This is a genomic window from Hyalangium sp. (assembly GCF_035629615.1).
Classification (GTDB): domain Bacteria; phylum Myxococcota; class Myxococcia; order Myxococcales; family Myxococcaceae; genus Hyalangium.
This window is the reverse complement of the sequence record NZ_DASPHO010000097.1, coordinates 1-24,130: the sequence shown is the minus strand read 5'-3', so window position 1 is coordinate 24,130 and position 24,130 is coordinate 1. Positions and strand designations below refer to the sequence as shown.

The following is a 24,130-nucleotide window of genomic DNA, read 5'->3' as shown; positions in this document are numbered from 1 at the left end:
GGGCGAGGGGAGACCAGCAGGAGAGGGCGCCGCCAGGTTTGCGGCGCCCTACCTCCCTTGAGCCGCCCCAGGCCTTCAGGGCACCAGGCTATGCCCTCAGCTTGAGGCGCTCGCGCGCTTCGAGCCACGCCTTGGGTATGGACTCGCGCCCCGCGCTGAGCGCGACGATGCCTCCCACGATGGCGCAGGTGGTGTCACGGTCTCCCAGCCCGGAGACCGTGGTCCAGAGCGCCTCCTCGTAGTGGTCCAGGTGGCGCGCCGCGCACCACACGGAGAAGGGCACCGTGTCCTCGGAGATGACCTGAGACCCGCTGCCCAGCTCCTTGGCCGCCGCCACCGGTGACGCCTCGAGCGGCAGCGCACGCGCCTTCTCCAGCCCTCTGCGCGTCGCCCCCGGCGGAGTGTGCTCGAGCACCACGTCGAAGAGCTGCCGGGCGGGGAAGTGCCCCTCCCTCCGCTGCCAGGCCCATGCGGCCGCTACGGCGATGGCGATGGCCCCTGCCTGACCTTCCGGATGGAAGTGCGTCACCTCCGCGGAGGCCCGGGCCTCGGACACCACCCGGGTCAGATCGTCCGCGAACCAGGCGCCCAGCGGTGCCGCTCGCATGGCCCCACCGTTCCCCATGGAGCCGGTACCGTCGAAGACCTGCGAGGACACCCTGCGCCACGGCGTCCCCTCGTAGATAGCCTGGAGGATGCCCTGCGCGGTGCCGCCATATCCTCGATAGGGGTTCTCGCGGTAGCGGGCCCCGAACACCTCCGCGAGCCGCCCCTGATCGATGCGCCCGTGCTCCTCCAGCACCTGGACGATGCCGAGCGCCATCTCCGTGTCATCGGTGTAGCGCCACGGCCCGGGCGGCACGGTCCGGTGCTCGAGCATCGGCACCAGAGTCGTAGGCGGCAGGAAGAAGCGCTCGCCGAACGCGTCCCCCACGGACAGTCCATCCAGCGAGAGCAACGCGCGCTCCCTGCGCTCAGCACGGTCGGCAGGCTTCGAGGTCGTCATGCCTCATTGTCCAACGCCTGCCGACTAAGTGTCAACAATACACTATGTCCTACCTCTGGCTACGGGGGGGGAATGGTCACCGGGACGCTGGAGGTGTTGTTGTCGAGCGTCGCCTCCTGGAAGGAGCGCGCGGGGTTGAGGGTCACCTGGAGGCGGTAGTCGCCCGGGGGCACGTCCGTGATGTCCAGCCACTGGCAGTCCAGCGTGTTGCCGTAGAGATCGGACCAGCCGCGCTGGATGCCCTGGGTCTCACAGTCGAACTCCTTGGAGCACGCCACATTCGGCCCCGACACGACGCGCTGGGTGTCCTCCATGCAGTAGGCCTGCTTGCGGCCGTTGAGCACCGTCTTTCCCTCCAGATCCAGCAGCGCGTACGTGGCGAAGCCGCTGAAGTGGAAGTGGCCATGGCACGGCGAGAAGGTGAACAGGTCCGGCCGGTCCGCCGGGGGCGGCACCGTGGCGGTGGCGAAGCCCTGGTTCACCGCCTCCACACTGAAGCGCAGCACGCGGCGCTGGCCCGTGCCCCCCACGCACTCCTCCACGACGGCGCACGAGTTCTCGGTGACGAAGATGGAGTCGAAGAGGATCTCGTCCTTCAGCCGCTTCTCGTCGACAACGAGATCCGGCAGGGACTCGCTGACCGGGTGGCACACGCAGTCCGTGCCGCAGAACTCCCCGGCGCCACAGGCCGGCGAGCACGTGGGGCGCAGGTGATTGCACGCGGCGAAGGTCTCGCACGTCCCCGTCGACAGGACGCACAGCTTCTCGCCCGGGCAGAAGCCGCACTGCCCGCCGCAGCCGTCGTCCCCGCAGTCCTTCCCATCACACTGCGGCGTGCAGGGGCTCGGCAGGCACCGCCCCTGCTTGCAGGCCTCACCATCCCCGCAGACACCGCAGTTCCCGCCGCAGCCGTCGCTCCCGCCGCAGTACACGCCATCGCACTTCGGCACGCAGCCATTCGCGGTGAAGCGGGCCTTCAGCGTGAAGGGCCCTGACTGCGAGGCGTCGAAGCCGTCGACGATGAGGTAGTAGGTGCCCGGATCCAGGTCCGTGGCGACGCGGGAGCCGTAGTCGCCCGGCGGTGACGAGTCGTCGCTGCACGCGACCGTCTTCGCGGGCGTGTTGTCGAGGCAGTCCGCCCCGCCATCCGCGGTGCTCTTCTTGCGCAGGTGGAGCACCGTGTCATAGCCGGAGACCCGCGCCTCCAGGCCGACGCGCTCGGTGGTCGTGAAGGTATAGACGGACTCCACCGCGGTGCTGGTGCTGTTGCACGAGGGCACCGCCTGGTGGATGCCTCCCGAGCTGTCGCCCTCGAGGGTGTGGTCGCCAATGAGCTGGGCCCCGTCGGCCAGGAGCGGCAGCGGCGAGCGGCAGGTCCCCGGCTGCGTCTCGGGCTTGCACTGGAAGATCGCCTGCGCGCAGCCCTCGCCCGCGCCGCAGGTGCCGCACTCCCCGCCACACGCGTCATCCCCGCACTGCTTGCCCGCGCAGTCGCGCTCGCAGGTGGGGCCGGCCATGCACACCGCGCACGCGCCCGTCGGTGTGTGCAGGCAGGAGCGCGACTGCTCGTCACAGTCATCCTGGGTGCAGGCCGTGCCGTCATCGCACGCCGCGCGCACCGTGGCGCACTGGCCGTTGGCGAAGCGCTCCTCGCCGTTGCAGAAGACACCGTCGGAGCAGCTCACCTCCACCGCCACCTCGATGGGGCTCCCGAAGGGGGTGCTCTCGTGCTGGAGCGTCCAGCTCAGCGTGTGGAGGCCAGGCTGAGCCGGGGTGGCGACGCTGCCCAGGAACGTGGCCACCTCCCCCGGCTTTGTGTTCTTCACGAGCCCAATCGTGCCACCGCTCCATACGTCCTGCGGGCCGAGCACCAGCTTCACGTCCCCCTTCTTCCACGTCGCCGTGCCTGAGTTCAGCGCGGACACCGAGAACTCCCCGTTGCCTCCCGGCACCACGCGCGCCGGTGCCCCCGGCTCCGTGGCGGTCGCCTCGTAGGTCTCATCGTCGTCGCATCCGCTCAGCAGGACTGCGAACGCTCCCAGCAGGCAGAGAATGAGTTTGCGCAAGGTGTCCCCCTAAGCAGGTTTTCCGCAGGTTCGCTCGGAGTCCGGGTCTTTGTCACGGACTCCCAGCCAGGCAGCCCCTCCGTGGGCCCCTCGCAGGCTGATACGCTGGGTCCATGCGCATGGCATCCGCCCAGAGCTCCCCTCCTCCGAGCGCCGAGCAGGCCGAGCAGGCTCGCACCCTCATTACCCGGTTGCTGGGCAACCTGGAGAAGGCCATCCGCGGCAAGCGCGAGGCCCTGGAGCTGGTCCTCTGCTGCGTCGCGGCAGGCGGGCACGTGCTGCTGGAGGACGTGCCTGGCACCGGGAAGACGACCCTGGCCAAGGCGCTGGCCCTCAGCATCGGTGGGCAGTTCAAGCGGGTTCAGTTCACGCCGGACCTGCTGCCCACTGACATCGTCGGCACCTCCCTCTTCAACCCCCAGGACGGCACCTTCCGGTTCAAGGCCGGCCCCATCTTCGCCAACGTGCTGATCGCCGATGAGATCAACCGCGCCTCCCCGCGCACGCAGTCCGCGCTCCTGGAGGGCCTCTCCGAGCAGCAGGTAACGGTGGACGGAGAGACGCGCTCGCTCCCCTCGCCCTTCCTGTGCATCGCCACCCAGAACCCCGTGGAGTTCCACGGCACCTACCCGCTGCCGGAGGCCTCGCTGGATCGCTTCGCCGCCCAGCTCTCGCTGGGCTACCCGCCCGAGGCCGAGGAGCGGGCCCTCCTCACCGAGCAGCGCGGCCCGAAGCCTGCGGCCCCGCTCGAGGCGGTCTGCTCATTGGAAGAGGTGGTGGCGCTGCAGCGCGCTGTGGAGGAGGGGGTGCGGATGGAGGCCTCCGTCGCGGACTACCTGCTGCGCGTCGTCCACTCCACGCGCGGCCACGCCAGTGTGCGCCTGGGGGTGTCCACGCGCGGTGCGCTCCTCTATGCCCGCATGGCCCGCGCCCGCGCGCTCGTCAGCGGTCGCGACTTCGTCCTGCCGGAGGATCTCAAGGTGCTCGCCGTGCCCGTGCTCACCCACCGGCTGGTGCTGGACACTCGCGCCCGCTACGCCGGCACCGACAAGCAGGCCCTCACCCGGGACATCGTCTCCGCCGTCCCCCTGCCCCGCTAGGCCGCTCGCCATGGCTCGCCGCCGCTGGTCCTTCATGATGCCCCCGGAGGAGCACCGCTTCATCCGGTTCCTGAACGAGCGCTATCGCGGGTGGCTCACGCCGCTCGGCCAGTCCCTGCTGTGGGCCATGGGAGCCGCGGGGCTGATGATGCTCTGGGGGCTCCAGCCGGCGATCGTCTTCTTCTGCTTCTGCGCCGCGCTGCTCGTGGGGGGCGTCACGGTCGGGCTGCCATTCCGGCCGCGGCTCAAGCTCTCCCGGCGCCTGCCCCCCCCGGTGTCCGCGGGAGACACCCTGCACTACCGGGTGCTGGTGGAGAACCGGGGCCGCCGGCCGGCGCGCAAGGTGGTGGTGGAGGAGCGCAGCCTGCCCCCGGAGCTGAAGTTCGTGGAGGAGTCGCCGGTGATCGAGGTGCTCGGGCCTGGCGAGCGGGCCGAGGTGAGCCTGACGCTCACCTGCCCCACGCGCGGGGCCTACGAGCTGCCCTGGCTCCAGGCCTCCAGCTTCTTTCCCTCGGCGTTGGTGAAGTGGCCCCGCCGCGCGAAGGAGAAGGATCGGCTCCTCGTGTACCCGTGCTTCACGCCGCTGGCGCGCTTCGAGGTGCCCCATGGGCGCAACTACCAGCCGGGCGGCATCCCCACCGCCTCGAGCGTGGGCGAGTCCACCGAGCTGGCCGGCACCCGCGAGTTCCGCGAGGGAGATCGCACGCGCGACATCCACTGGCCCTCGCTGGCGAGGACCGGCCGGCTCGTGGTGAAGGAGTACCAGGAGGAGTACTTCGTCCGGCTGGCCATGGTGCTGGACGTGGAGACGCGCAGCACCCGGGACGATGTCCTCTTCGAGCGCAGCCTCTCCCTGGCCGCCGGCATCGCCGACGTGCTCGCCCGCCAGGAGTACATCATCGACATCTTCGCGGCCGGCTCCCAGGTGTTCCACTTCCAGGCGGGCCGCGCCCTGGCCCACTTCGAGCACATCCTGGAGATCCTCGCCTGCCTCGAGGCCGAGGACCGGCTGGACATGAACGCGCTGGAGGCCGCGCTGCTCCCCGAGGCCCGGAAGCTCTCCGCCGTCATCCTGGTGATGATGGACTGGGACGCCGCTCGGGCGGAGCTGATCCGGAAGCTGAAGGCGCACGGAGTGGCCGTCCGCGTGCTCTCCGTCCGGCCGGATCGCCGCCCCGAGGGCCTCGCTCCCGAGGAGGTGGTGGAGCTGCCATGAGCGAGTCCCCTGCCAGCACCTCCCACCTGGGGCGGGGGATGGAGATGCTGCCAGTGCTCGGCGCGCTGGTCCTGCACGCGCTGGCCCATGATCGCTGGCTGCTGTGTGTCCCCGCCGCGGGCCTGCTGGCCACCGCGCTGATCCTCGGCAAGCAGCCTGTGTACTCGTCCCGGCTGCTGTTGATCTCGGCGCTCGTGGGAGGCTCGCTAGGGTTCGCGCTGAGTGGGCTGTGGCCCGTGCCAGCGCCCATCCCGCCCGTTGTCATGGGGCCGCTGTGCGGAGCCTTGGTGGGGCTGAGCACCCTCTGTGCCCTCTGCGGCAGGCAGGCCTACGCCATCACCTATGCCCTGCTCCTGTCGTCGCTCAGCGTCGCCGTGCGGGGCTCTCCCGCCGTGTACGTGGGCATGGCGGGCCTGGCCGTCGGCCTCCTGGCTGTCGCCTTTGCTCGAGGGCGCATCGGTCAGGCCGGGCTCGCGGGAGGCCTCGGCTTTGGCGCCTTCACGCTGGTGGTGCTGGCAGCCACCTTCGGGCTGTTTCGCTTCGTGCGCTTGAGCGAGGGGGTGCTGACGGACACGGTCTTCCGGATGATGAGCGCGGCTCCGAGCCCGGGCATCGCCATGCAGTCGGAGATCTCCCTCGACCGCCAGGGCCGGATGCCCGACACCGAGGTGCTCCTCATGGAGGTGAGGGGCGACGGCGCGCAGCGGCTGAGGACGACGGTGTTCGACACGTTCGACGGCACCCGCTGGACCACCTCTCGCGCGCTCGAACAGGCCCGCCCGGCGCTGCCCCCTCTCGCACCCGGCGAGCCGCTGCGCTCCACCGAGCTCACCTTGAAGCAAGCCCTGCGCAAACACCTCCCCGCTCCCGCTGGGACGCGCACCGTTGAGGGCGCCTCAGCCGAGACGATCGGTGGATGGATGGTGCGCGCCGAGGGCGCCAGCGGGACCACCCTCCTCCTGCGCCACGATCCCCGAGAGCAGCTCCCACCGGAGCCGCCTCCCGCGGAGGCCCTCAGCTTTCTCCCCGAGGCACTGCGAGCGGAGCTGTCCCCCCTGGCCCAGGAGATCACCCGCGGCGCCACCACGCCCAGGGCCCGCGCCGAGGCACTGGAGGCCTGGTTCCGCGACAACTACGAGTACTCGCTCTCGGTGGACCTGCGCGGCGAGGGCAGCCCCCTGGCCGTCCTCATCCGCGAGCGGCGGCCCGCCTGGTGCACCTACTTCGCCAGCGCCATGGCGGCGCTCCTGCGGAGCCAGGGCGTCCCGGCGCGCCTGGCCGGTGGCTTCGTCCCCCAGGAGAAGAACCCCTTCTCGGACGCCTTCCTCGTGCACTCCCGGGACGCCCACGCGTGGGTGGAGGTCTATCTCCCGGAGGAGGGGCGCTTCGTCCCCTTTGATCCGACCCCCTGGCGCAGCCGCGACGCGCTGCTCGCGGACAAGGCCACGGGAACCCTGGGGGCCGCATGGCAGGCCTTCTCCTCCGCGCTCCGCCGCGGGCTCTCGCGCCTCCTGAGCTCACCCGCCGCGGCCTTGTCAGCCGTGGCGAGCTCTCCGCTCACCTGGCTCGTCCTCACCGCCGCGCTGGCGTGGCGACTGCGGGCACGCTACCGGCACAAGCGCGCCACCACGGCTCGCAAGGCCATGCGCGGAGAGAACCCGGCGCTGACGGCGGCCTACACACGCTATCTCCGCGCGATGAAGCGCGGCGCGGGCCTCATTCCCAGCACCGCCGAGACAGATGACGAGCTGCTGCTGCGCCTGCGCACCACCCGCGGAGATCGCGCCCAGGCCCTCGCCGCGGAGTTCCTCACCCGCTATCGCCGGGCTCGCTATGGGGGAGGGGCCATCGATCTCGCTTCCCTCGGGAAGCTCACCGCGGAGCTCGAGCGCCTCCTGCGCCAACAGCGCTGAGCTTCGAGCCCTGTCCTGGATTCGGACAGCCACTGGTACATCCTCACTCCAAAAATCTCCGTCTATCCAACTGTCCGCATTTCGCTGGAATTACCAAGAATCCCTTTGAAATCCAGGGCTTGGACCCCGGTTTTTCTCGATGAACGAGAAACCCCAGACGCAGTGTGACGGTCATCTTTGACCCCCAGCGGATCGAGCCCTGCACCCATGTCCAATCATTTCAAGCACCTACGCGTTCATTCTCGTTTTCCAAGAATTGGCACAAAATCTGCTTTACCCCTTCTCGCTGGCCTTGGCCCCCGCCCAGGAGAGGATCCCCCATGAAGCGAATCCAGAAGGCGTTGCTGACCGCGTTGTTCACACTGGCGACCGCTGGCTGCGGAGCGCCTGAGGAGGACGAGCAGCCGACTCCCCTCCTCGAGGAGGGGGAGAGCACGGGGGACGCGGAGCAGAGCGCGTCCGTGAACGAAGGCGCGCGCCTCTTCAAGCATGAGACCTTCCAGGGCAACGGGCGGACCTGTGAGACCTGCCACACGTCCGGCACGGGGACCCTGTCCCCGCAGCAGGCCCAGGCGGCCTACATCGCCAACAGCAACGGGCCCCTCTTCAACCCCATCGACAGCGATGGGCGCCTGGGCACCAGCTACTCGAAGCTGCTGAACGACGCGACGGTCACCGTCGACATCACCCTGCCCGCCAACGTCACCCTCGCTAGCGATCCCACGCGCCGCACGCTCATGCTGCGTCGCGGCATCCCCAGCACCATCGATGCTCCGTCGCTGGACTCCGTGATTATGTGGGATGGCCGTGAGGCGACGCTGCAGACCCAAGCGCGCAGCGCTCTCCTCGGCCACGCCGAGGTGGACCCGTCGTGGCTTCCGTCGGAGGACGGGCTGAACAGCATCGCCCAGTACGAGCAGACGCTGTTCAGCTCCGGCGCGATGAAGAACTACGCGAAGGGCAAAGGCCCCGCGCCCGCGCTCCCTGAGGGTACGACCGACTCGGAGAAGCGCGGCCGGATGTGGTTCGCGGAGACCGGTGTGTGCGGCAGCTGCCACGGCGGCCCGCTGCTCAACAGGATGACGGCTGGCAACCCGATGGGCGTGCCCGCCAACTCCCAGTTCGGCATCGCGTTCGTCTCCGAGTTCAACCTGGCCGGCAACCCCATGCTCACGTTCAACGTCACGAACCCGGACAACACGGTGACGCCGGTGAGCTCGCCGGATCCGGGCCTGATGCTGGTGACGGGCGTGCCGCAGACGGCGGGCCTCTTCAAGATGACGTCGCTGCGCAACCTCAAGAACACCGCGCCGTACTTCCACGACAGCTCGGCCAAGACGCTCGAGCAGGTCATGGTCCAGTACAAGCAGGTGCTCGACTTCCTGGGCATCCCGAACACGCCGCAGGACATCGCGGACATGACTGCCTACATGTACCTGCTGTAGTCCCGGCCCAAGGCGCCCGCTCTACGGAACGGGCAGCCCCGAGCTGAAGCCAGCCGCCCCGTGGCACCTCGAGATGCCGCGGGGTTTTGTTCTTCAGGCCAGCAAGCTCGGGCGGGCTCACTCGCGCTCAAGCAACCCACGCCCAGAGCGCCTCCTGCGCCCACAGCGCTGAGCTTCGAGCCCTGTCCTGGATTCGGACAGCTCCTGGTACATCCTCACTCCAAAATCTCCATCTAACTAACTGTTCATTTTTCGCATGAATTAACGAGAATCCCTTTGAAATCCAGGGCTTGGACCCCAGTTTTTCTCGATGAATGCGAAGACACAGGTCCTGGGGGGCGGTCATCTTTGACACCCAGGGGATCAAGGCCTGCATCCGTGGTCAATCATTTCAAACGCTTACGCGTTAATTCATGCTTTTCTTGAATTGGCATGAAGTCTGCTCTAACGGCTCTCGCTGGCATTGACCTGCCCAGGAGAGAACCCCCATGAAGCAGCTTCACAAGGCGTTACTGACCGCGTTGTTCACACTGGCGTCCACTGGCTGTGGAGAGCCTACAGAGGACGAGCAGCCGACTCCCATCCTCGAGGAGGGAGAGAGCACGGAGGATGCGGAGCAGGACGCGTCCGTGGCCGCCGGTGAGAACCTCTTCAAGCATGAGACCTTCCGCGGCAACGGACGGACCTGTGCGACCTGCCACACGTCCGGCACGGGGACGCTGACCCCGGCGCAGGCCCGGGCAGCCTACAACGCCAACAGGAACGGGCCCCTCTTCCGGCGCATCGACAGCGATGGGCGCCTGGGCACCAGCTACTCGAAGCTGCTGAACGACGCGACGGTCACCGTCGACATCACCCTGCATCCGAACGTGACCCTCGCCAATGATCCCACGCGCCGCACCCTCACCCTGCGCCGCGGCATCCCCAGCACCGTCGATGCTCCGTCGCTGGACTCCGAGATTATGTGGGATGGCCGTGAGGCGACGCTGCAGACCCAGGCGCGCAGCGCCCTCCTCGGCCACGCCGAGGTGTCACCGTCGCGGCTTCCGTCGACGGACCAGCTCAACAGCATCGCCCAGTACGAGAAGACGCTGTTCTCCTCCAATGCGATGAGGGACTACGCGAAGGGCCGAGGCCCCGCGCCGGCGCTCCCCGCGGGCAGGAGCGACTCGGAGAAGCGCGGCCGGGCGTGGTTCGCGGAGACCGGTGTGTGCGGCAGCTGCCACGGTGGCACGCTGCTCAACAGGATGACGGCTGGCAACCCGATGGGCGTGCCCGCCAACTCCCAGTTCGGCACCGCGTTCGTCTCCGAGTTCAACCTGGCCGGCAACCCCATGCTCACGTTCAACGTCACGAACCCGGACAACACGGTGACGCCGGTGAGCTCGCCCGATCCGGGCCGGATGCTGGTGACGGGCGTGGCGCAGGAGGCCAACCTCTTCAAGATGACGTCGCTGCGCAACCTCAAGAACACCGCGCCGTACTTCCACGACAGCTCTGCCAAGACGCTCGAGCAGGTGATGGTCCAGTACAAGCAGGTGCTCGACTTCCTGGGCATCCCGAACACGCCGCAGGACATCGCGGACATGACCGCCTACATGTACCTGCTGTAGTCCCGGCCCGAGGCACCCGCTCTACGGAGCGGGAAGCCCCGAGCTGAAGCCAGCCGCCCCGTGGCACCTCGAGGTGCCGCGGGGCTTTGCTTTGAGGCGCCTACGGAGGGGAGGCCGCCTTCTGCCGCGCCACCCACGCCTTTACCCGGTTCTCCAGGATGGACAGCGGGAGCGCGCCGGAGCCCAGCACCACATCGTGGAAGGTACGCACATCGAAGCGCGGGCCCAGCTCGCTGGCGGCGAAGGCCCGCAGCTCCTGGATCTTCAGCGAGCCCAGCTTGTACCCGAGCGCTTGCCCCGGGTTGACGATGTAGCGATCCACCTCGACGATGATGTCGTTCTCGGGCTCGCCGGAGTTCTCCCGGAAGAAGGTGATGGCCTGGTCGCGCGTCCAGCCCTTCGAGTGGAGGCCGGTGTCCACCACGAGCCGGATGGCGCGCAGCATCTCCGAGGCCAGCCCGCCGAACTTCGCGTAGGGATCCTGGTACACGCCGAGCTCTTCACCGAGCGACTCGGCATACAGGCCCCAGCCCTCGACATAGGCGCCGTAGTGGCTGTAGCGGCGGAACCGAGGCACCTCCCCCTGCTCCTGCGCGAGCGCGATCTGGAAGTGGTGCCCGGGCACCGCCTCGTGCAGCACCAGCGCGTCCACTCCCCAGCGGGGCCGGGCGGACAGATCATAGGTGTTGACGAAGAAGATCCCGGCCCGTCCTACCTCCAGAGAGCCCGGGTTGTAGTACCCGGCGGGCACCGTCTTCTCCGAGAACTCGGGCACCGGGCGAATGCCGTACGGCAGCCGAGGCAACATTCCGAACAGCTTGGGCAGCTCTGGATCCAGGCGCTTGGCCGCGTCGCGGTAGGCCATGAGCAGCTCCTGGCGCGAGCCGAAGGTGAAGCGCTTGTCCGTGAGCAGGAAGCGGGTGAAGTCTCGCAGCGAGCCCTGGAACTTCGCCTCCACCTTCACCTTCTCCATCTCCGAGAGGATGCGCTTCACCTCCGCCAGCCCGATCTGGTGGATGGTGTCCGGCGACAGGTCCGTCGTGGTCATCTGCTTCACGCGGAACGTGTACCAGGCCTGGCCATCTGGCAGCGCGGACATGGAGATCGCCTCGCGGGCGCGCGGGGCGTACTCGGACTCGAAGAAGGCCAGCAGCTTGCGGTAGGCGGGTAGCACGGCCTCACCGAGGGCGGCGTTCACCTCCGCGCGCAGCCGCGCCTCCTCCGGCTTCAGGGAGGGCGGGAGTCCCTCGAAGAGCGCGCGGACGATCGGGCTCTGCTCGGGCGCGTCCACGGCCTGGTTGCGGATGAGGCCCGCCACGTCCCGCAGCGTCACCTTGGGCGGAACCACGCCTGCCTCCAGGCCCTTGCGCATCAGCGCGATGGACTGATCCACCAGCCCAGGCACCGCGCGCAGCCGCTTCACGAAGTCCTGGAAGTCCTTCACGTTGCGCTTGGGCACTGCCTGCGCCACTTGCGCCATCATATCGTGGATGCCGCCGAGCTGGCTGATCTGGATGTACTCCTCGGGGAAGCGCTGGCCCTCGACGCTGGTCTCCGCGTCCAGCCGGAAGAGGTCGTAGTCGAGCTGGCGAGGCTCGGACAGACGCGAGCGGTCAATGCCCTTCAGGCGCTCGAGCAGCTCGCGGGCGTGCTGCTTGCGGCGCTCGATGGCTTCGGCCGACTGGTCTCCCAGTTGGTCGTTGTAGCGAAGGTCTCCCACGAAGGTGGCGAAGAGGGGGGACTCGCGCAGATCCCACTGCCACTCCTCCTCCAGGAGCGCGGTAAAGCGCGCATCCTCGGGCGAGGCGGCGGGGGTGGTGCTGGAGGACGAGGACGAAGTCGAGGTCGCACAGGCCGCGGCAAGCAGCCCGAGGAGGAACCACACAGAGCGGGTGTTCATGCGCCGCGGACTCTGTCACAGGTTGCGCGCGGAGACTCAGGACTCTCGTCGGCGGCGCGCGGCCCACGCCCCCAGCAACAACGCCACGGCGCCCAGTCCCGCGCCGGGAGTGGATCCGCATCCGCAGCCCACGTCCAGCCTCGAGGACGGCAGCACCTCGAAGCTCGTGAGCTGGGAAGAGGTCCCCGCCCGGCCGGCCTCGTCCCGGACGTGAACCACCGCCTTGTGCGCTCCGGGCGCGAGCGCCTGCTCGGCGGTGAGCGCGTAGCGGAAGCGTCCCGTCCCATCCAACGGCACCAGGGCCAGCTCGGTGCCATCCACCTCGAGGCTCACCGAGACACCGCTCGGGCTCGTCCCCGCGAACACCGGGGTGGGATCGACGCGCTCGCCCTCACCGGGCACCACCAGGATGGGACGGACGTCCCCTTCCGTCGGCTGCGTCACCACGTCGAAGCGAGTGGGCTCCGAGACGGCGCTGCGCACGCCGAGGCTCTGCGCGGACGCGCTCAGCTCATGCGCTCCCAGGGCCAGATCCGCCGTTGGGGTGTACACGAAGGCGCCGTCGGTGCTGCTCGACAGCACCTGCGCGTAGGGGATTCCATCGAGGTAGAGCTGGACGAGCACTCCGGGCTCGGCCGTGCCTTCCATGCTCGGCCGTCGCGGCACGCCTGTCGCCCCATCTGCCGGCTGGGTCAGCACAGGGGTGTTGGGTGATCGGAACGCCTCGGGCACCGGCTGAGCCGAGCCATAGGAGGGGCCACTGTCGATCTTGGCCGGGCCCGCGCCGTGGGAGTCTCCCTGCGCTACCGAGAGGCCAGCGGCTCCCGCGAGCACCGAGGCCGGACAGGTGATCGACTCGCCCTGAAGGAAGACGACCCCCCCGGCCCCTCCGCCGCCAGGCCCCATCACGATGGTGGTGTGGGTGCTGTCTCCCCCCGCACCGCCATAGGCCACGGCGCTCCCGCACATCAGCTCCTTCTGAGCCCGCACGGAGATCGCGCCACCCGCTCCTCCTCCGCCCGCGCCATCGTCTCCTGCCGGGCGAGTGCCGTCCGCAGAGGCCCCAGCGGCGCTGAAGCTCCCTGTCCCCAGGACCTGTCTGGCGCGGATGAGGATCAGCCCTCCGCCCGCTGCGCCCCCCGTCCCCAGGTCGTCGTCCCCTTCCCCCGAGCCGCCGCCTCCTCCGAACAGGAGGTGCTCATAAGGGAGGTACACCACCGGCGCGCCACCCAGGCCGCCCACATCGCGAGAGCCATCTCCCGTGAAGCTGAACCCTCCCAGGCCTCCCGCCCCGGCGTGGCCACCGCCCCCGCCTCCGCTGTTGTGACAGTTCCCTCCGCCGCCGCCGTTGGCCAGGTTGCCTCGCCCGGACGCCGCGCCGTAGCGCCCGGCCACCAGCCCCTCTCCTTTATAGGTACCGCCGGCGGACTCCGGCACGTCAAACCCCGTGCAGTCTCGGATGTCCGGGTGGTCAAAGAAGGTTCCACCGCGAAAGCCCGCCCCCTTGACTGTAATGAGCCCGTCATTCGTCAGCGCCCCGGAGACCAGGACCGCGACGATGCCACCCATGCTTCCATCCCAGGGCTCCGCCCGGATCGACCCCCCGGCATTCAGCTGCAGATCCGTGTACTCGGGCACGCTCACCACCTGCGTCGCGTCCGCCGTGTAGCTGTAGAGCAGCGGCGCGGTGAGCTGCAGCATGTTCGGCAACACCTGCTCCACCCGCGCGTACTCGAACCTTCCGGCCGTGCCGGAGTGGAGGTTGACGGGGTTCTGATCCCCCGAGACGAGCCCGGGCATCAACCCGGTGGACTGGTGGAGGAGCACCAGCTCTCCCGCGGAGAAGCCGCTGCCCTCGGAGATCGTCAGCTCCTTCATCCCCGCGGCCGCGTTGGCGGTGAGGCGCGTGTAGCGGTTGACGACCGTGTCCGAGGTATCGATGACGAGAGCGCCGCTCCGGCCCGTGCCCAGTCCGAAGGTGTCGGGCTCGGCCAGCGCGCTGCCCGCTGCAAGCAGCACCAGCAGAGAGCATGCGCTCCGCAGAGCCCCAGCTCGAGCTGGGGTTGCCAGGAGGGTCACGGCGCACGCGATGCGTGTCGATGAGGACGGGGATCCGCTCACATTCCCTCCCGAGATGAGCCATGGCCAGCGGGCAGCAGATTATCGGATTTCGAGGATTCCCTGTCGCCAGAGGAAGCGTGCCAAGGGAATCCAGGTACTTGGATGGCTTCGAGCGATGCGCTTTCTTGGCTGCTCTCTCGCCTGTCGATGCCATGGGGCTAGACTCGCCGCATGGACGTTCAGCCCCCCCAGGGGGTCTCTCAGCGTGGGGCGACCGCCAGACGGCTAGCGGCTGTCGGAGTTCTCTTGTTCGTGGCCGCCATCGGGCTGGCCTCGGTTCGCTCCGGCGGTGCGCCTGGCGCCACCCCACCCCAGGGCCCACCCGTGGTGTCCGTGGACCTGCCCAAGGAGCACGAGGCGCTGAGACTAGCCGCGGCCCGTGCCATCGCGCGCACGTTGGCGCCCCTCCCCTCGCGCCGCCTGCCTGAGCGCACGCCCCAGGAGGAGGAGCTCTTCCGGCTGGCCACCACACTCAAGGCCCCCGGCAGCCCCATCGAGAACCCCTGCACTGAGTGGGCGGGGCCCTTCTGCGCGCGGACCTCGCTCGATCCCTTCTTCTCCGCGCTGGATGGCCTGCGCTCTGGGAAGAGCACCTCCCGGGTGACAGTCGCCGCGTTCGGCAACTCCCTGATCGCGGCGGACCGCATCGTCGACATCGTCCGAGATGATCTGGTCCGCATGTTCGGGGATGGAGGCCGCGGACTGCTCCTCGTGGACCGGATCGCGGACTATGGCGGTCGGATCCGCACGGGCAGCTCGGCGGACGGCTGGCGCGTGTACACGGTAGGAGACGTCAAGCCGTCGCCCTGGCCCATCGGGCTCGCCGGGGTCGTCCACATCTCCAATACTCCCCGGGCCCGCTCGCGCTTCTCCCTCAAGGGAGAGACCCAGGGCACCCTCTTCTGGCTCGACAAGGGCGCCGGCCCGATCGAGCTGCGTGTGGACGGCAAGGACCTGTTGAAGACCGAGCCTCAGGGGGACGGCCGCTCGCAGCGCACGGAGTTCACGCTGCCCTCCGACGCGGCGACGCTGGAGCTCATCGCCCACAAGAGCGGCACGGCCATCCAAGGGCTCGTCCTCGATCGGCCGGGTCCGGGACTCGTCCTGGACACCCTGGGCGTGCCCGCCGCGGATGCCAGCCTCTTCCTCCAGGCCCATGAGGAGATGGTCACCCAACAGCTCCAAGCGCGCTCGCCCGCCCTGGTGCTCATCATGCTGGGCGGCAACGAGGTGAAGCGGCTGCAGTGGGGGCGCTCCACCTTCGAGAAGGTCGAGCGCGACCTGCACCAGTTCATCCAGCGCACCCGTCGGGCCTCACCGGGCTCTTCGTGCCTGCTGGTGGGGCCTCTCGATGCCGTGCTGGGCCCTGACTCGGCCCGGCCGTTCCAGCAGCGGGCCGACCTGCAGGAGGTGATCGAGCTGGAGCGGAAGATCGCCCAGGCGGAGGGGTGCGCATTCTTCGACATGTTCGGCGCCATGGGCGGCACGGGCTCGCTCCAGCGCTTCCACGCCAAGGGGCTGGTGCATGACGATCTGGTGCACCCGCGCGGGAAGGGCCTCGACCTGCTTGGGGCGCTGCTGTCGGATGCCCTCTTGAAGGCCTGGTCCGAGACTCCGCGCGCCGAGCAGCCCTATGCGCTCGCGGAGGCGTGGGCCACGCTCGTGGGAGGGGATCTGCTTCCCCATGAGGTGGATCCGTGGCGGCAGGCGCCTCCCGTGACGCTGCTCCCAGGAGATCCCAAGGATCCGCTGGCGGGCGGAATCCAGCGAGTGCTCTCGGCGGCACGGGCATCGACGCCCCGCTCCGAGGAAGCCCGCTGGCTCGTGCTTGATCCAGGAGCTTCCCAGGCCCTGCCTCGCGCCCTGGCGACCACCGGCCCCGTGACGCTGCGCTGTGTGTCGCTCGCGCCCTCGAGCAGCACCGCCCGAAGCGGGGAGCCCTGCCTCTCCATCAACCTTCCCCCCATGCCCGCGGATCTCCACGATCCTGCGGACCCGGCCGTGATGATGGGCGCGTGGCTGCTGGCGGAGCTCGTCCGCCATGACTCGCTCCCGACGGCTCGGAGAGCACACTGATGCGACCTTCGCGATTCGGGTTCCTCCCCCGTGTGCTCGTCACGCTTGGGGTACTCCTGTCCACGGTGGCCGCCGCTCAGCCGAGAGGCAAGCCGGCGCCCGCACAGCTTCCGCCCGGCACGCAGGCCTTCCCGCCCGAGGTGGTGCGCGCCCTGGAGGCGCGGATCCACGAGCAGCTCGAGGGACGCATGCTCGGAGGGCTCTCGGTGGGCGTGGCCCGGGGGGATCTGGCGTGGGCGGGGGGCTTCGGCTTCCGCAACGTGGAGCGGCGGCTGAAGGCCACTCCGAGGACGACCTACCGCACGGCCTCCATCTCCAAGTGCTTCACCTCCATCGCCGTGCTGCAGCTCATGGAGGCCGGCGAGGTGTCGCTGGACGGCGACATCCGCACCTGGGTGCCGGACTTCCCCGCCAAGTCCTGGACCGTGACGGTGCGGCAGCTGCTGGGCCACCTCGGCGGGGTGAGCCACTACCGCGATCTGGTGAAGGAGAACCGGCTGACGAAGCGGATGACCACCGCCGAGGCGATCGCGATCTTCAAGGACTGGCCGCTCGTGGTGGAGCCCGGCACCGAGTTCGTCTACACCTCCTATGGCTTCAACCTGCTCGGGGCGATGGTCGAGAATACGTCCGGGCTGCCCTTCGGGAAGTACCTGCAGCAGAAGATCTTCGCGCCAGCGGGCATGCCGAACGCGGCGCTGGATGACTTCCGGACGCGGGATGCCTGGCACGCGGTGGGCTACCGGGCCGTGAGCGGCGGCCTGGTGCGCTCCCACAAGCTGGATCTCTCGTCGCGCTTCGCGGGTGGCGGGGCGCGCGCGTCCGTCGTCGATCTGCTGGCGTTCGGGCGCGCGGTGATGGCCAGCACGCTCGTCACGCCCGAGACCACGCGGATGATGCAGAGCTCCATGGAGACGCGGGATGGACGGCTGACCGACTATGGGATGGGGTTCGCCACCTACCCGGTGCGGGGCCACTACGTCGTCGCGCACGCGGGCGGGCAGCCGGAGACGAGCACATTCCTGCTGTTGCTCCCCGCCGAGCGCCTGGTGATCGCGCTGGCCATGAACGTCGAGGATCAGGGCGAGCTGCTGCGCGACCTCTACAGCTCGCTGCTCGAGGTGCTCCTGGAGGGCGGAGCGCGGCGGCGGCCGATTCATGCGAAGGATCCCGTGGACGAGGTGCTCCACGAGGGCCTGTATCGGATGTTCTCGTATGGCCGCGCCTTCTACACCTTCCACCGCTCCGGTTACGGCACACCGCCCGAGCCTGGGAATCTCCCGAGCGCCTTCACCGAGGTGTCCAAGCTGCTGTCCCGGGAGGCCGTCTCGGCGGATCCTCACGCCGCGCTGAAGCAGGTGAAGCAGGCCCACCACCCGCGCGCCGGGCGCCTGTTCATCCGGGTCGGCAGGCAGATGGCGGAGCGGATCGCCTCCGCGTTCGGGCCCGAGGCGCTGGCCGCCTACCCTGCCGAGGGGGCCCTGCCCTTCTTCGAGGACTACCTGCGCGCCTGCGAGCAGGAGCGCTGCCCCGAGGAGCTGCGGTTCTCCCCGGGCCTGCGCGCGGACATCGCGAGGCTCGTGGGGCCGTGGCGGCGGGCGAACGCACCGGAGATGCGGACGATGCTGCTGCGCTCCGTCCCGGATCTAGACGTGGCGCTGGGAGCACTCGAGCGTGCGTTCCAGGAGGCGCCGGTGCACCCGGACTACTCCGAGGAGGTGATCGCGCTCGCCCAGGCGCCGAAGGCACCTGCTGACCAGGCCACGCGACTGCTCGACTGGGCGATGAAGAACCATCCGGGCTCCATTCCAACGCTGCTCGCTCGGGCGGATGCGTTCCTCCAGGCGGGCGATGCCGAGGCCGCGGAGCTGCTCTACCGACGTGCTCTGGAGAGGCCCACGGGGCCCGATGCGCTCGGCCCGGAGAAGCTCCTCGCACGGGCGAAGCAGCATCCCCTGGCGCTCGACGTGCTGCGCGTCGCGGTGAAGCTTCACCCGGGCGCGGCCTCGTTGTGGCAGGCTCTGGCCCTTCGCGCGCAGGAGGCGGGCGACGCGGAGGCGGCGCAGGCGGCGCAGGAGCGGGTGAAGGAGCTCACGCAACCACCTCCCCCGCTCCAGAGCCTGCCAATTCCGTAGCGCCTACTTCACGCGCTTGAGCGGCACCTGCAGCAAGTCAAGTGGGAGCGGCAGGGCTGGCTGTCGGGGGGCCCTTGCGAAGCGGATCCCAGACGTACTCCTCGGTGGGTAGCAACTTCATGTTTGTGAACCCGTGCCGCCGGACGAACTCGGCGAAGCGCTCGGAGACGACAATGCAGCCCTGGAGGCCACGGGGGCGAAACACGTCCTCGCCCTTCCAGGTGTCCGCTTCCATGGTAAAGCCGTGGATAGAGTCCAGCCCGGTGTAGCGACACTCGGGGCAAGTCACGGGCTCGGTGTGGCGCAAGCGGCTGTGCTCTTCAGCCACGGCCCCGCGACCGAAACAAGGCGTGACAACGAAGTAGCGGGGCACCACGCCGAGCTCCATGCGCCTGTGCCTCTTCCGAACGCGCAAGATCTCGACGGGATGGAAACCAAGCAATCCGGTCAGCCCTTCTGCCCGAAAGGACTCGGCCACGCGCTCAGAGATGAGCACGTCATCGCCAGAAGCCTCTACGAAGTCACCCATGGCCTCTCCATACAGCTCCACCTCGCCTCGGTAGGGCGGCAGCCATGTCCGCATGCCTATGATGCCGCCGCACTGCGGGCAACGAGCAGCATCGCCGGTGTTGACAGGCTGCGTCTTGCTCAGCTGGGTGTCATAACGCCCGGACAAGTCTTCCTTGAGCACGAAGAAGCGGGTGGGAGGGTGCACTTCAGAAGCCATTGGGAAATCTCTCGAGCATTTCCTTGCGCTGGTAGAGCTCGCGCAGGAACTTCATGAATTGCTCCGGCGTTGCCCTACGCTCTTTGACGAGCCATTCAATAATCTCTTTGTCCACCTTCCGGTGCCAATCCTGGTACCCGCAATGTGACTTCTCGTCCTTCGCTCTGGTTTTGAAGCGCTCATCCCGAGGCGTGTACAGCCCACGCAGGGTTTCGTGTTGCTCCAACTGCTCGGCAATAGGTCGGGAGATGATGGGGTGATTCTGGCCCTTGCAGTTCGGAGGCTCGTCCGAGGTTTCGGATTCGGAGGACTCGTTGGCTTCAGCGTTCTCTTCTGCTCGGGCCGCTTCCTCCGCGACCTTCAGTGCCTCCTGACTCAGGGCCGCTTTCGCGAGTTCTGCCTGAACCTCGGCGTACTTCTCGGGGTTGATCTTCGCCAACTCCTCGCATGCGGTAAGCCTGCCCTGCTTGCAAAAGGAGACCAGGGTGCCTTCGCCGGGAACAGCAGGGACCTGTGTTGCTACGAGGAGAACCAGGAGAGGGAGCATGTGCCTTATCGTAAACGACCGGGCGTCATCCGGGGCCCGTGAGACACGGGCCTCGGGGGCGGCTCACTCGTCGGACTTCTGGCCGGTGAACTGATCGTTCTTCTCGCGGAACAGGATGTTGAAGCTCGTCAGCGAGCCGTAGACGCGCGTGATGTAGCTCTGCATCTCCACCTTCTCGGCGTCCGACAGCTTCGGGTGCGCGTTGAGCTTCTGCTCCAGCGTGCGCAGCCGATCCCTGACCATCACCACCTTGTGGAACAGGCTGTCGATGGGCAGGTCCTTGGCCTGCAGATCCGTCTTGCCCGGGATGAGCCGCAGCGTGCCGCCCTCCCACTTGCCCGCCAGGGGCGGCGTCTCGGTCTCGCCCGCGGCCTCCCGGAAGATCTCCATCAGCTCTTCACGCGTCATGTTCAGGTCTCCAAGGTCGACGATCTCGTTCGGGTCCGTCTTGCGCCGCACCACCGGCGCCACACTGCGCACGGCTCGGGTGCGCGCAGCCGGCTCGGCCTCCGGGACGGTGACTCCGCCACGAGGCGTGAAATGATCACATAGGGGCGCCGAGGGTGGGTACAGCCCGCGCCCCGGGTAGATGCGGCACGGCCCCACCCACCCCCGGTGATCCAGCGAGTGGGGGCTCCACATCTTGCAGTTGCCGCAGACCCGCTCCTCCGGCCTGAAGACGGGCAGCGCAGGCGTGGGTGTCTCCGACATCAGCGCGCCTCCCGGGCCACGGGCGGTCCCTTGCGGACGCCCAGCTCGCGCAGGAGTGCGTCCGCATCCTCCACCTGGTCCAACATCCACAGCACGTAGCGCACGTCCACGTTCACGTTGCGGGCCACCTCCGGGTTGTAGCCGAAGTCGTTGGCCACGTTCTCCCAGACGCGATCGAAGTTCACGCCCACCAGCTCGCCCTTGCCGTTCACCGCGGGGCTGCCCGAGTTGCCGCCCGTGGTGTCCACGTCCGCCAGGAAGTTCACCGGCACGTCCTTCAGCGTCCGATCCACCCACTTCCCGAGCTTCTTCGCCTCCGCCGTGGCGAGCAGCTTGTCGGGCACGTCGAAGGGCTCGGCGCCCGTGTGCTTGGCCAGCACGCCCGCGAGCGTGGTCTGCGGCGTGTTGAAGACGCCGTCGCGCGGCGAGTAGCCCAGCACCTTGCCGAAGGTGACGCGCAGGGTGCTGTTCGCATCCGGGGCCACCGGCTTGCCCGCGTGGGCCAGCACCGCCCGGCGCCACTCGGGCCGCAGCCTCGAGGCGGTGCCCTCGCGGCGATCCTTCAGCTCGTCCAGCGCGGACACCTCGGTGGCCAGCTCCAGCCCGAAGGCCAGCAGCGGATCCTTGCGGGCCGCGAGCTGGGCCTCGCTCTCCCCGAACATGGCCAGGCGCTCCGAGAGCGTGAGCAGCTTCGTGCCCGCGTACAGGGCGTCGACCTTGGCCGCCACCTCCTTCTCCGTGGCCTTGGGGCCGAAGTGCTTGTCCACCGCGGCCAGGCGCTCCTCGGGCCCCAGCGCCAGGGCGCGCCGCACGAAGGCCTGGAACAGCCGCTTCTCCGCGGGCAGGAAGAGGTTCTTCTGCTCGCGCTCGAGCTGATCCTTGAGCCGCTGCTGCTCGCGGTCCATGAACTCGGGCTCGCGCTCCAGGTCCGGCTTCGCCCGCTCGCGCGCCAGCCGGGCCAGCGTCACCGCCATTGACAGCCCCCGCGCGCTCGCCCGGAGGTTGCCAAGCAGGAACTCGCGCTCCCACGTCTTGTCCGTGTCCTTCAGTCGAGAGAGCAGCTCCGAGCGCGCGCGCAGCGCCTCCGGAGCCTTGCCGCTCTTCTCCACCCAGCGCGCCACGGCCTCCTCGGCCTCGCGCTGCTTCTCGATGATGCGCCCCCGCTTGAGCCCCGCGAGCTGGCCTTCCGCGTTCTTGTGGCGGTTCTGCAGACTCTTGAGCGTGGAGGCGACAGCGATCTTCCCGGCCGGATCCTTCTCGCCCTCCTCCTCGAGGATGCGGATGGACTCGCCGTACAGGTCGATGATGCGGGGGTAGAGGCGCGCCTGGCGCTGCGCCATCTCCTCGGCCAGCAGCGCGCGGAAGGTGATGCCCGGGTAGCCCAGCACCATCACGAAGTCCCCCGGCTTCACCCCCTGGGTGGCGAGCGGGAAGAAGAACTCCGCCTTGAAGTGCACGTTCTGTGGGCTGTACGGCGCCGACGAGCCGTCCGGCGCGGTGTAGGCGCGGATGATGGCGAAGTCCCCGGAGTGGCGCGGCCACATCCAGTTGTCCTCCTCACCGCCAAACTCACCCACCGCGCGCGGCGGGGCGTAGACGAGCCGTACGTCCCGCAGCTCCACCGAGTCCACCAGCACGTATTGGACTCCGCCATCGAAGGTGGACACCTGGCAGCGCGTGGCTGGCCGCTTCTCGCACGCCGCGACGAGCTCCTTCTGCTTGCGCTCGATGGCCTGGTGGCGCGCCAGATCATCCGCACCCGAGGACACCGCGGCCAGCACCTCCTTCGTCACGTCCGTGAAGCTGCGGGGCACCTGGATCCGGGAGCCCTTGCCGGGCAGCTCCGCCTCGCGGCTGGTGGCGAGGAAGCCCTGGGTGATCAGATCCCGCTGGGGCGAGCTGTGCTCCTGGACGATGGAGAAGATGCAGTGGTGGTTGGTGATGACGAGCCCGGTGGCGGAAATGAACGCTCCAGAGCACCCACCCACGTTCACAGCGCCCGCCAACAGCCCCGTTCCCCGCTTCGGGTCCCACAGCCGCTTCGGAGGCACCTGGAGGCCCTGGGCCTTGAGCCAGGCGGGATCGAGCTCGAGGACCTGCTGGGGCGTCCACTTTCCCTCTCCGGCAAGTGCCGGAACTGCAACCAGAACCCAGAGGAGGAGTGTCTTCTTCATGGGGCCTTTCCCTACCCCGTCTCAAGCCCGCAGGCGACCCCCCGTGTGCGGTCAGGTCGTTTTCGATGGAAGATGCGGCGGGCTGGCGTGTTCCGTGGTTCGAGGAGGCAGCAAGGATGCAGACCGCGAGTGGAGCCAGACTGGACAAGGGGCGCTTGGCGCTCCTGCTCGTCTTTCTGGGGGTAGGCTGGTTCTTCTGGGACTCGCCCTTCCTGCGGCCGGTCAAGCTGCTGGTGGTGATGATGCACGAGAGCGGGCATGCGCTCGCCACCCTGATCGTCGGGGGCTCGGTGGACAAGATCACCCTGCGCGCGGACGAGTCCGGGGCGTGCTTCTCGCTGCTGCCGCCGGGGGTGTTCCGGCAGATCATCGTCTTCTCCGCGGGCTACCTGGGCAGCGCGATCATGGGGGCGGTGCTCCTGCTGGCCACGTTCCGCTTCCGGCTGCGGCGCCTGGTGCTGGGCGCGGCGTGCGTCTGGCTGGCGGTGATGGGGGTGCTGTACGCGAGGGACACCTTCACCCTGGCCTTCTGCCTGGGCACCTCGGTGGTGCTGGGGTTGGCGGCGAAGTTCCTCCCGGAAGGGGTGGTGGAGGTGATCAACCTCTTCCTGGCGGCGTTCACCGCGCTCTACGCCCTGTTCGACTTCCGCAGTGACTTGTGGGACAGCCGGGTGCGCGGCATGAGCGACGCGGCCCTGCTGGCGGAGCAGACGTGGGTGCCCGCCATCGTCTGGGCGGTGCTGTGGACGCTGCTGGGCATGTCGCTGCTGGGCTGGGCCGCGTACAAGTCCCTGCACGCGGATGGAGGGGCCTCGCAGATGCGCATGCCCCCACTGTCCTCCGCCCGGCGCTCCTAGCGGCGCGGGCTCATCCGGTACTCCACGAAGGATTTCACGTCCGGGAACGAGAAGAACGGGTTGGAGCGGCGCACCTCCCCCATCGCCGCCACCGGCACCTCCCCGTAGGCATGCCCCGGACACAGCCGCGTCTCGTCCGGCACCTGCAACAGCACCTGGCTCAGCGAGCGGTACATGTCCTCCGGGCTTCCCCCCCTCAAGTCACACCGCCCGCACCCATTGATGAAGAGCGTGTCCCCGGACACCAGCGCGCCCCCCGCCAGCAGGCACTGCGAGCCCGGTGTGTGCCCGGGCGTGTGGAGCGCCTGGAAGCTCCCCCCACCCACCGGGATGGCCTCCCCAGGCCCCACCGCGCGCAGGGCCTCCCCAGCCTTGGAGCGCAGCTCCTCCGAGAAGTCCACCTCCTCGCGCTGCGCGTACACAGGAATGTCGTACTTGCCCAGCAGCCCCGTCAGACCGTTGATGTGGTCGTCGTGGCAGTGCGACACGAACACCCCAACGGGCCGCTTGCCCTGCTCCGCCA

General features: G+C 68.9%; 17 protein-coding genes. 8 read left to right on the top strand and 9 right to left on the bottom strand.

All coding sequences use genetic code 11. The features are described 5' to 3' along the window. Positions 1–88: 88 nt before the first annotated feature. Both VD972_RS04500 and VD972_RS04495 read right to left on the bottom strand, forming a co-directional pair. The gene (locus VD972_RS04500) at positions 89–1,006 is read right to left on the bottom strand and encodes an ADP-ribosylglycohydrolase family protein (RefSeq protein WP_324981269.1); all 918 of its coding nucleotides are present in this window, start codon (positions 1,004–1,006) and stop codon (positions 89–91) included. 59 nt (positions 1,007–1,065) lie between these two features. Continuing rightward, entirely contained in the window at positions 1,066–3,072 is a 2,007-nt protein-coding gene (locus VD972_RS04495) for a lysyl oxidase family protein (protein WP_324981267.1), read from the bottom strand. 113 nt (positions 3,073–3,185) lie between these two features. Here VD972_RS04495 and VD972_RS04490 point away from each other — a divergent pair, with 113 nt between their 5' ends. From VD972_RS04490 to VD972_RS04470, 5 genes are all read left to right on the top strand, one after another. Continuing rightward, on the top strand, positions 3,186–4,172 hold the full coding sequence (locus VD972_RS04490; protein ID WP_324981266.1) for a MoxR family ATPase: 987 nt from the start codon (positions 3,186–3,188) through the stop codon (positions 4,170–4,172). Between the two features lie 10 nt (positions 4,173–4,182). Further along, positions 4,183–5,388: a DUF58 domain-containing protein gene (locus VD972_RS04485; RefSeq protein ID WP_324981263.1), complete on the top strand. Its 1,206-nt coding sequence runs from the start codon at positions 4,183–4,185 to the stop codon at positions 5,386–5,388. Then, a complete protein-coding gene (locus VD972_RS04480) occupies positions 5,385–7,301 on the top strand; it encodes a transglutaminaseTgpA domain-containing protein (RefSeq protein ID WP_324981260.1) in 1,917 nt (638 codons plus the stop codon). The genes VD972_RS04485 and VD972_RS04480 overlap by 4 nt, the downstream gene beginning before the upstream one ends. 320 nt (positions 7,302–7,621) lie before the next feature. Next, a complete protein-coding gene (locus tag VD972_RS04475) occupies positions 7,622–8,746 on the top strand; it encodes a cytochrome c peroxidase (protein WP_324981258.1) in 1,125 nt (374 codons plus the stop codon). Between the two features lie 488 nt (positions 8,747–9,234). Beyond that, on the top strand, positions 9,235–10,359 hold the full coding sequence (locus VD972_RS04470) for a cytochrome c peroxidase (RefSeq protein WP_324981256.1): 1,125 nt from the start codon (positions 9,235–9,237) through the stop codon (positions 10,357–10,359). 100 nt (positions 10,360–10,459) lie between these two features. Here VD972_RS04470 and VD972_RS04465 read toward each other — a convergent pair whose 3' ends face one another. Continuing rightward, positions 10,460–12,259 carry a DUF885 domain-containing protein gene (locus tag VD972_RS04465; RefSeq protein WP_324981254.1) on the bottom strand — a complete coding sequence of 600 codons (1,800 nt, stop codon included), beginning with the start codon at positions 12,257–12,259 and terminating at the stop codon, positions 10,460–10,462. Positions 12,260–12,295: 36 nt separating this feature from the next. Then, a complete protein-coding gene (agmC, locus tag VD972_RS04460) occupies positions 12,296–14,338 on the bottom strand; it encodes an adventurous gliding motility protein AgmC (protein ID WP_414653982.1) in 2,043 nt (680 codons plus the stop codon). 294 nt (positions 14,339–14,632) lie between these two features. Here agmC and VD972_RS04455 point away from each other — a divergent pair, with 294 nt between their 5' ends. Beyond that, positions 14,633–16,456: a GDSL-type esterase/lipase family protein gene (locus VD972_RS04455; protein WP_324981286.1), complete on the top strand. Its 1,824-nt coding sequence runs from the start codon at positions 14,633–14,635 to the stop codon at positions 16,454–16,456. Beyond that, entirely contained in the window at positions 16,456–18,591 is a 2,136-nt protein-coding gene (locus tag VD972_RS04450) for a serine hydrolase (protein WP_324981248.1), read from the top strand. The genes VD972_RS04455 and VD972_RS04450 overlap by 1 nt, the downstream gene beginning before the upstream one ends. Positions 18,592–18,628: 37 nt before the next feature. Here VD972_RS04450 and VD972_RS04445 read toward each other — a convergent pair whose 3' ends face one another. From VD972_RS04445 to VD972_RS04430, 4 genes are all read right to left on the bottom strand, one after another. Then, the gene (locus tag VD972_RS04445) at positions 18,629–19,318 is read right to left on the bottom strand and encodes a double-CXXCG motif protein (protein WP_324981245.1); all 690 of its coding nucleotides are present in this window, start codon (positions 19,316–19,318) and stop codon (positions 18,629–18,631) included. Continuing rightward, a complete protein-coding gene (locus VD972_RS04440; protein WP_324981242.1) occupies positions 19,308–19,865 on the bottom strand; it encodes a Wall-associated protein precursor in 558 nt (185 codons plus the stop codon). Before VD972_RS04440 ends, VD972_RS04445 begins: the two co-directional genes overlap by 11 nt. Before the next feature lie 63 nt (positions 19,866–19,928). Next, entirely contained in the window at positions 19,929–20,576 is a 648-nt protein-coding gene (locus VD972_RS04435) for a hypothetical protein (RefSeq protein WP_324981240.1), read from the bottom strand. Then, the gene (locus tag VD972_RS04430) at positions 20,576–22,750 is read right to left on the bottom strand and encodes a S46 family peptidase (RefSeq protein WP_324981237.1); all 2,175 of its coding nucleotides are present in this window, start codon (positions 22,748–22,750) and stop codon (positions 20,576–20,578) included. Before VD972_RS04430 ends, VD972_RS04435 begins: the two co-directional genes overlap by 1 nt. 116 nt (positions 22,751–22,866) lie before the next feature. Here VD972_RS04430 and VD972_RS04425 point away from each other — a divergent pair, with 116 nt between their 5' ends. Continuing rightward, the gene (locus tag VD972_RS04425) at positions 22,867–23,607 is read left to right on the top strand and encodes a M50 family metallopeptidase (protein ID WP_324981235.1); all 741 of its coding nucleotides are present in this window, start codon (positions 22,867–22,869) and stop codon (positions 23,605–23,607) included. Here VD972_RS04425 and VD972_RS04420 read toward each other — a convergent pair. Next, positions 23,604–24,130: MBL fold metallo-hydrolase (locus tag VD972_RS04420; RefSeq protein ID WP_324981232.1), on the bottom strand; the 527-nt coding region annotated here is incomplete at its 5' end. The two genes, VD972_RS04425 and VD972_RS04420, sit on opposite strands and share 4 nt — an antisense overlap.

What these genes read in the sequence shown, in the direction of transcription:
- VD972_RS04500 (WP_324981269.1), bottom strand. Translation starts at nt 1,006, where the DNA reads ATGACGACCTCGAAGCCTGCCGACCGTGCTGAGCGCAGGGAGCGCGCG.
- VD972_RS04425 (WP_324981235.1), top strand. Translation starts at nt 22,867, where the DNA reads ATGCAGACCGCGAGTGGAGCCAGACTGGACAAGGGGCGCTTGGCGCTC.
- VD972_RS04475 (WP_324981258.1), top strand. Translation starts at nt 7,622, where the DNA reads ATGAAGCGAATCCAGAAGGCGTTGCTGACCGCGTTGTTCACACTGGCG.
- VD972_RS04465 (WP_324981254.1), bottom strand. Translation starts at nt 12,259, where the DNA reads ATGAACACCCGCTCTGTGTGGTTCCTCCTCGGGCTGCTTGCCGCGGCC.
- VD972_RS04450 (WP_324981248.1), top strand. Translation starts at nt 16,456, where the DNA reads ATGCGACCTTCGCGATTCGGGTTCCTCCCCCGTGTGCTCGTCACGCTT.
- VD972_RS04485 (WP_324981263.1), top strand. Translation starts at nt 4,183, where the DNA reads ATGGCTCGCCGCCGCTGGTCCTTCATGATGCCCCCGGAGGAGCACCGC.
- VD972_RS04490 (WP_324981266.1), top strand. Translation starts at nt 3,186, where the DNA reads ATGCGCATGGCATCCGCCCAGAGCTCCCCTCCTCCGAGCGCCGAGCAG.
- VD972_RS04470 (WP_324981256.1), top strand. Translation starts at nt 9,235, where the DNA reads ATGAAGCAGCTTCACAAGGCGTTACTGACCGCGTTGTTCACACTGGCG.
- VD972_RS04430 (WP_324981237.1), bottom strand. Translation starts at nt 22,750, where the DNA reads ATGAAGAAGACACTCCTCCTCTGGGTTCTGGTTGCAGTTCCGGCACTT.
- VD972_RS04445 (WP_324981245.1), bottom strand. Translation starts at nt 19,318, where the DNA reads ATGGCTTCTGAAGTGCACCCTCCCACCCGCTTCTTCGTGCTCAAGGAA.
- VD972_RS04480 (WP_324981260.1), top strand. Translation starts at nt 5,385, where the DNA reads ATGAGCGAGTCCCCTGCCAGCACCTCCCACCTGGGGCGGGGGATGGAG.
- VD972_RS04440 (WP_324981242.1), bottom strand. Translation starts at nt 19,865, where the DNA reads ATGCTCCCTCTCCTGGTTCTCCTCGTAGCAACACAGGTCCCTGCTGTT.
- VD972_RS04435 (WP_324981240.1), bottom strand. Translation starts at nt 20,576, where the DNA reads ATGTCGGAGACACCCACGCCTGCGCTGCCCGTCTTCAGGCCGGAGGAG.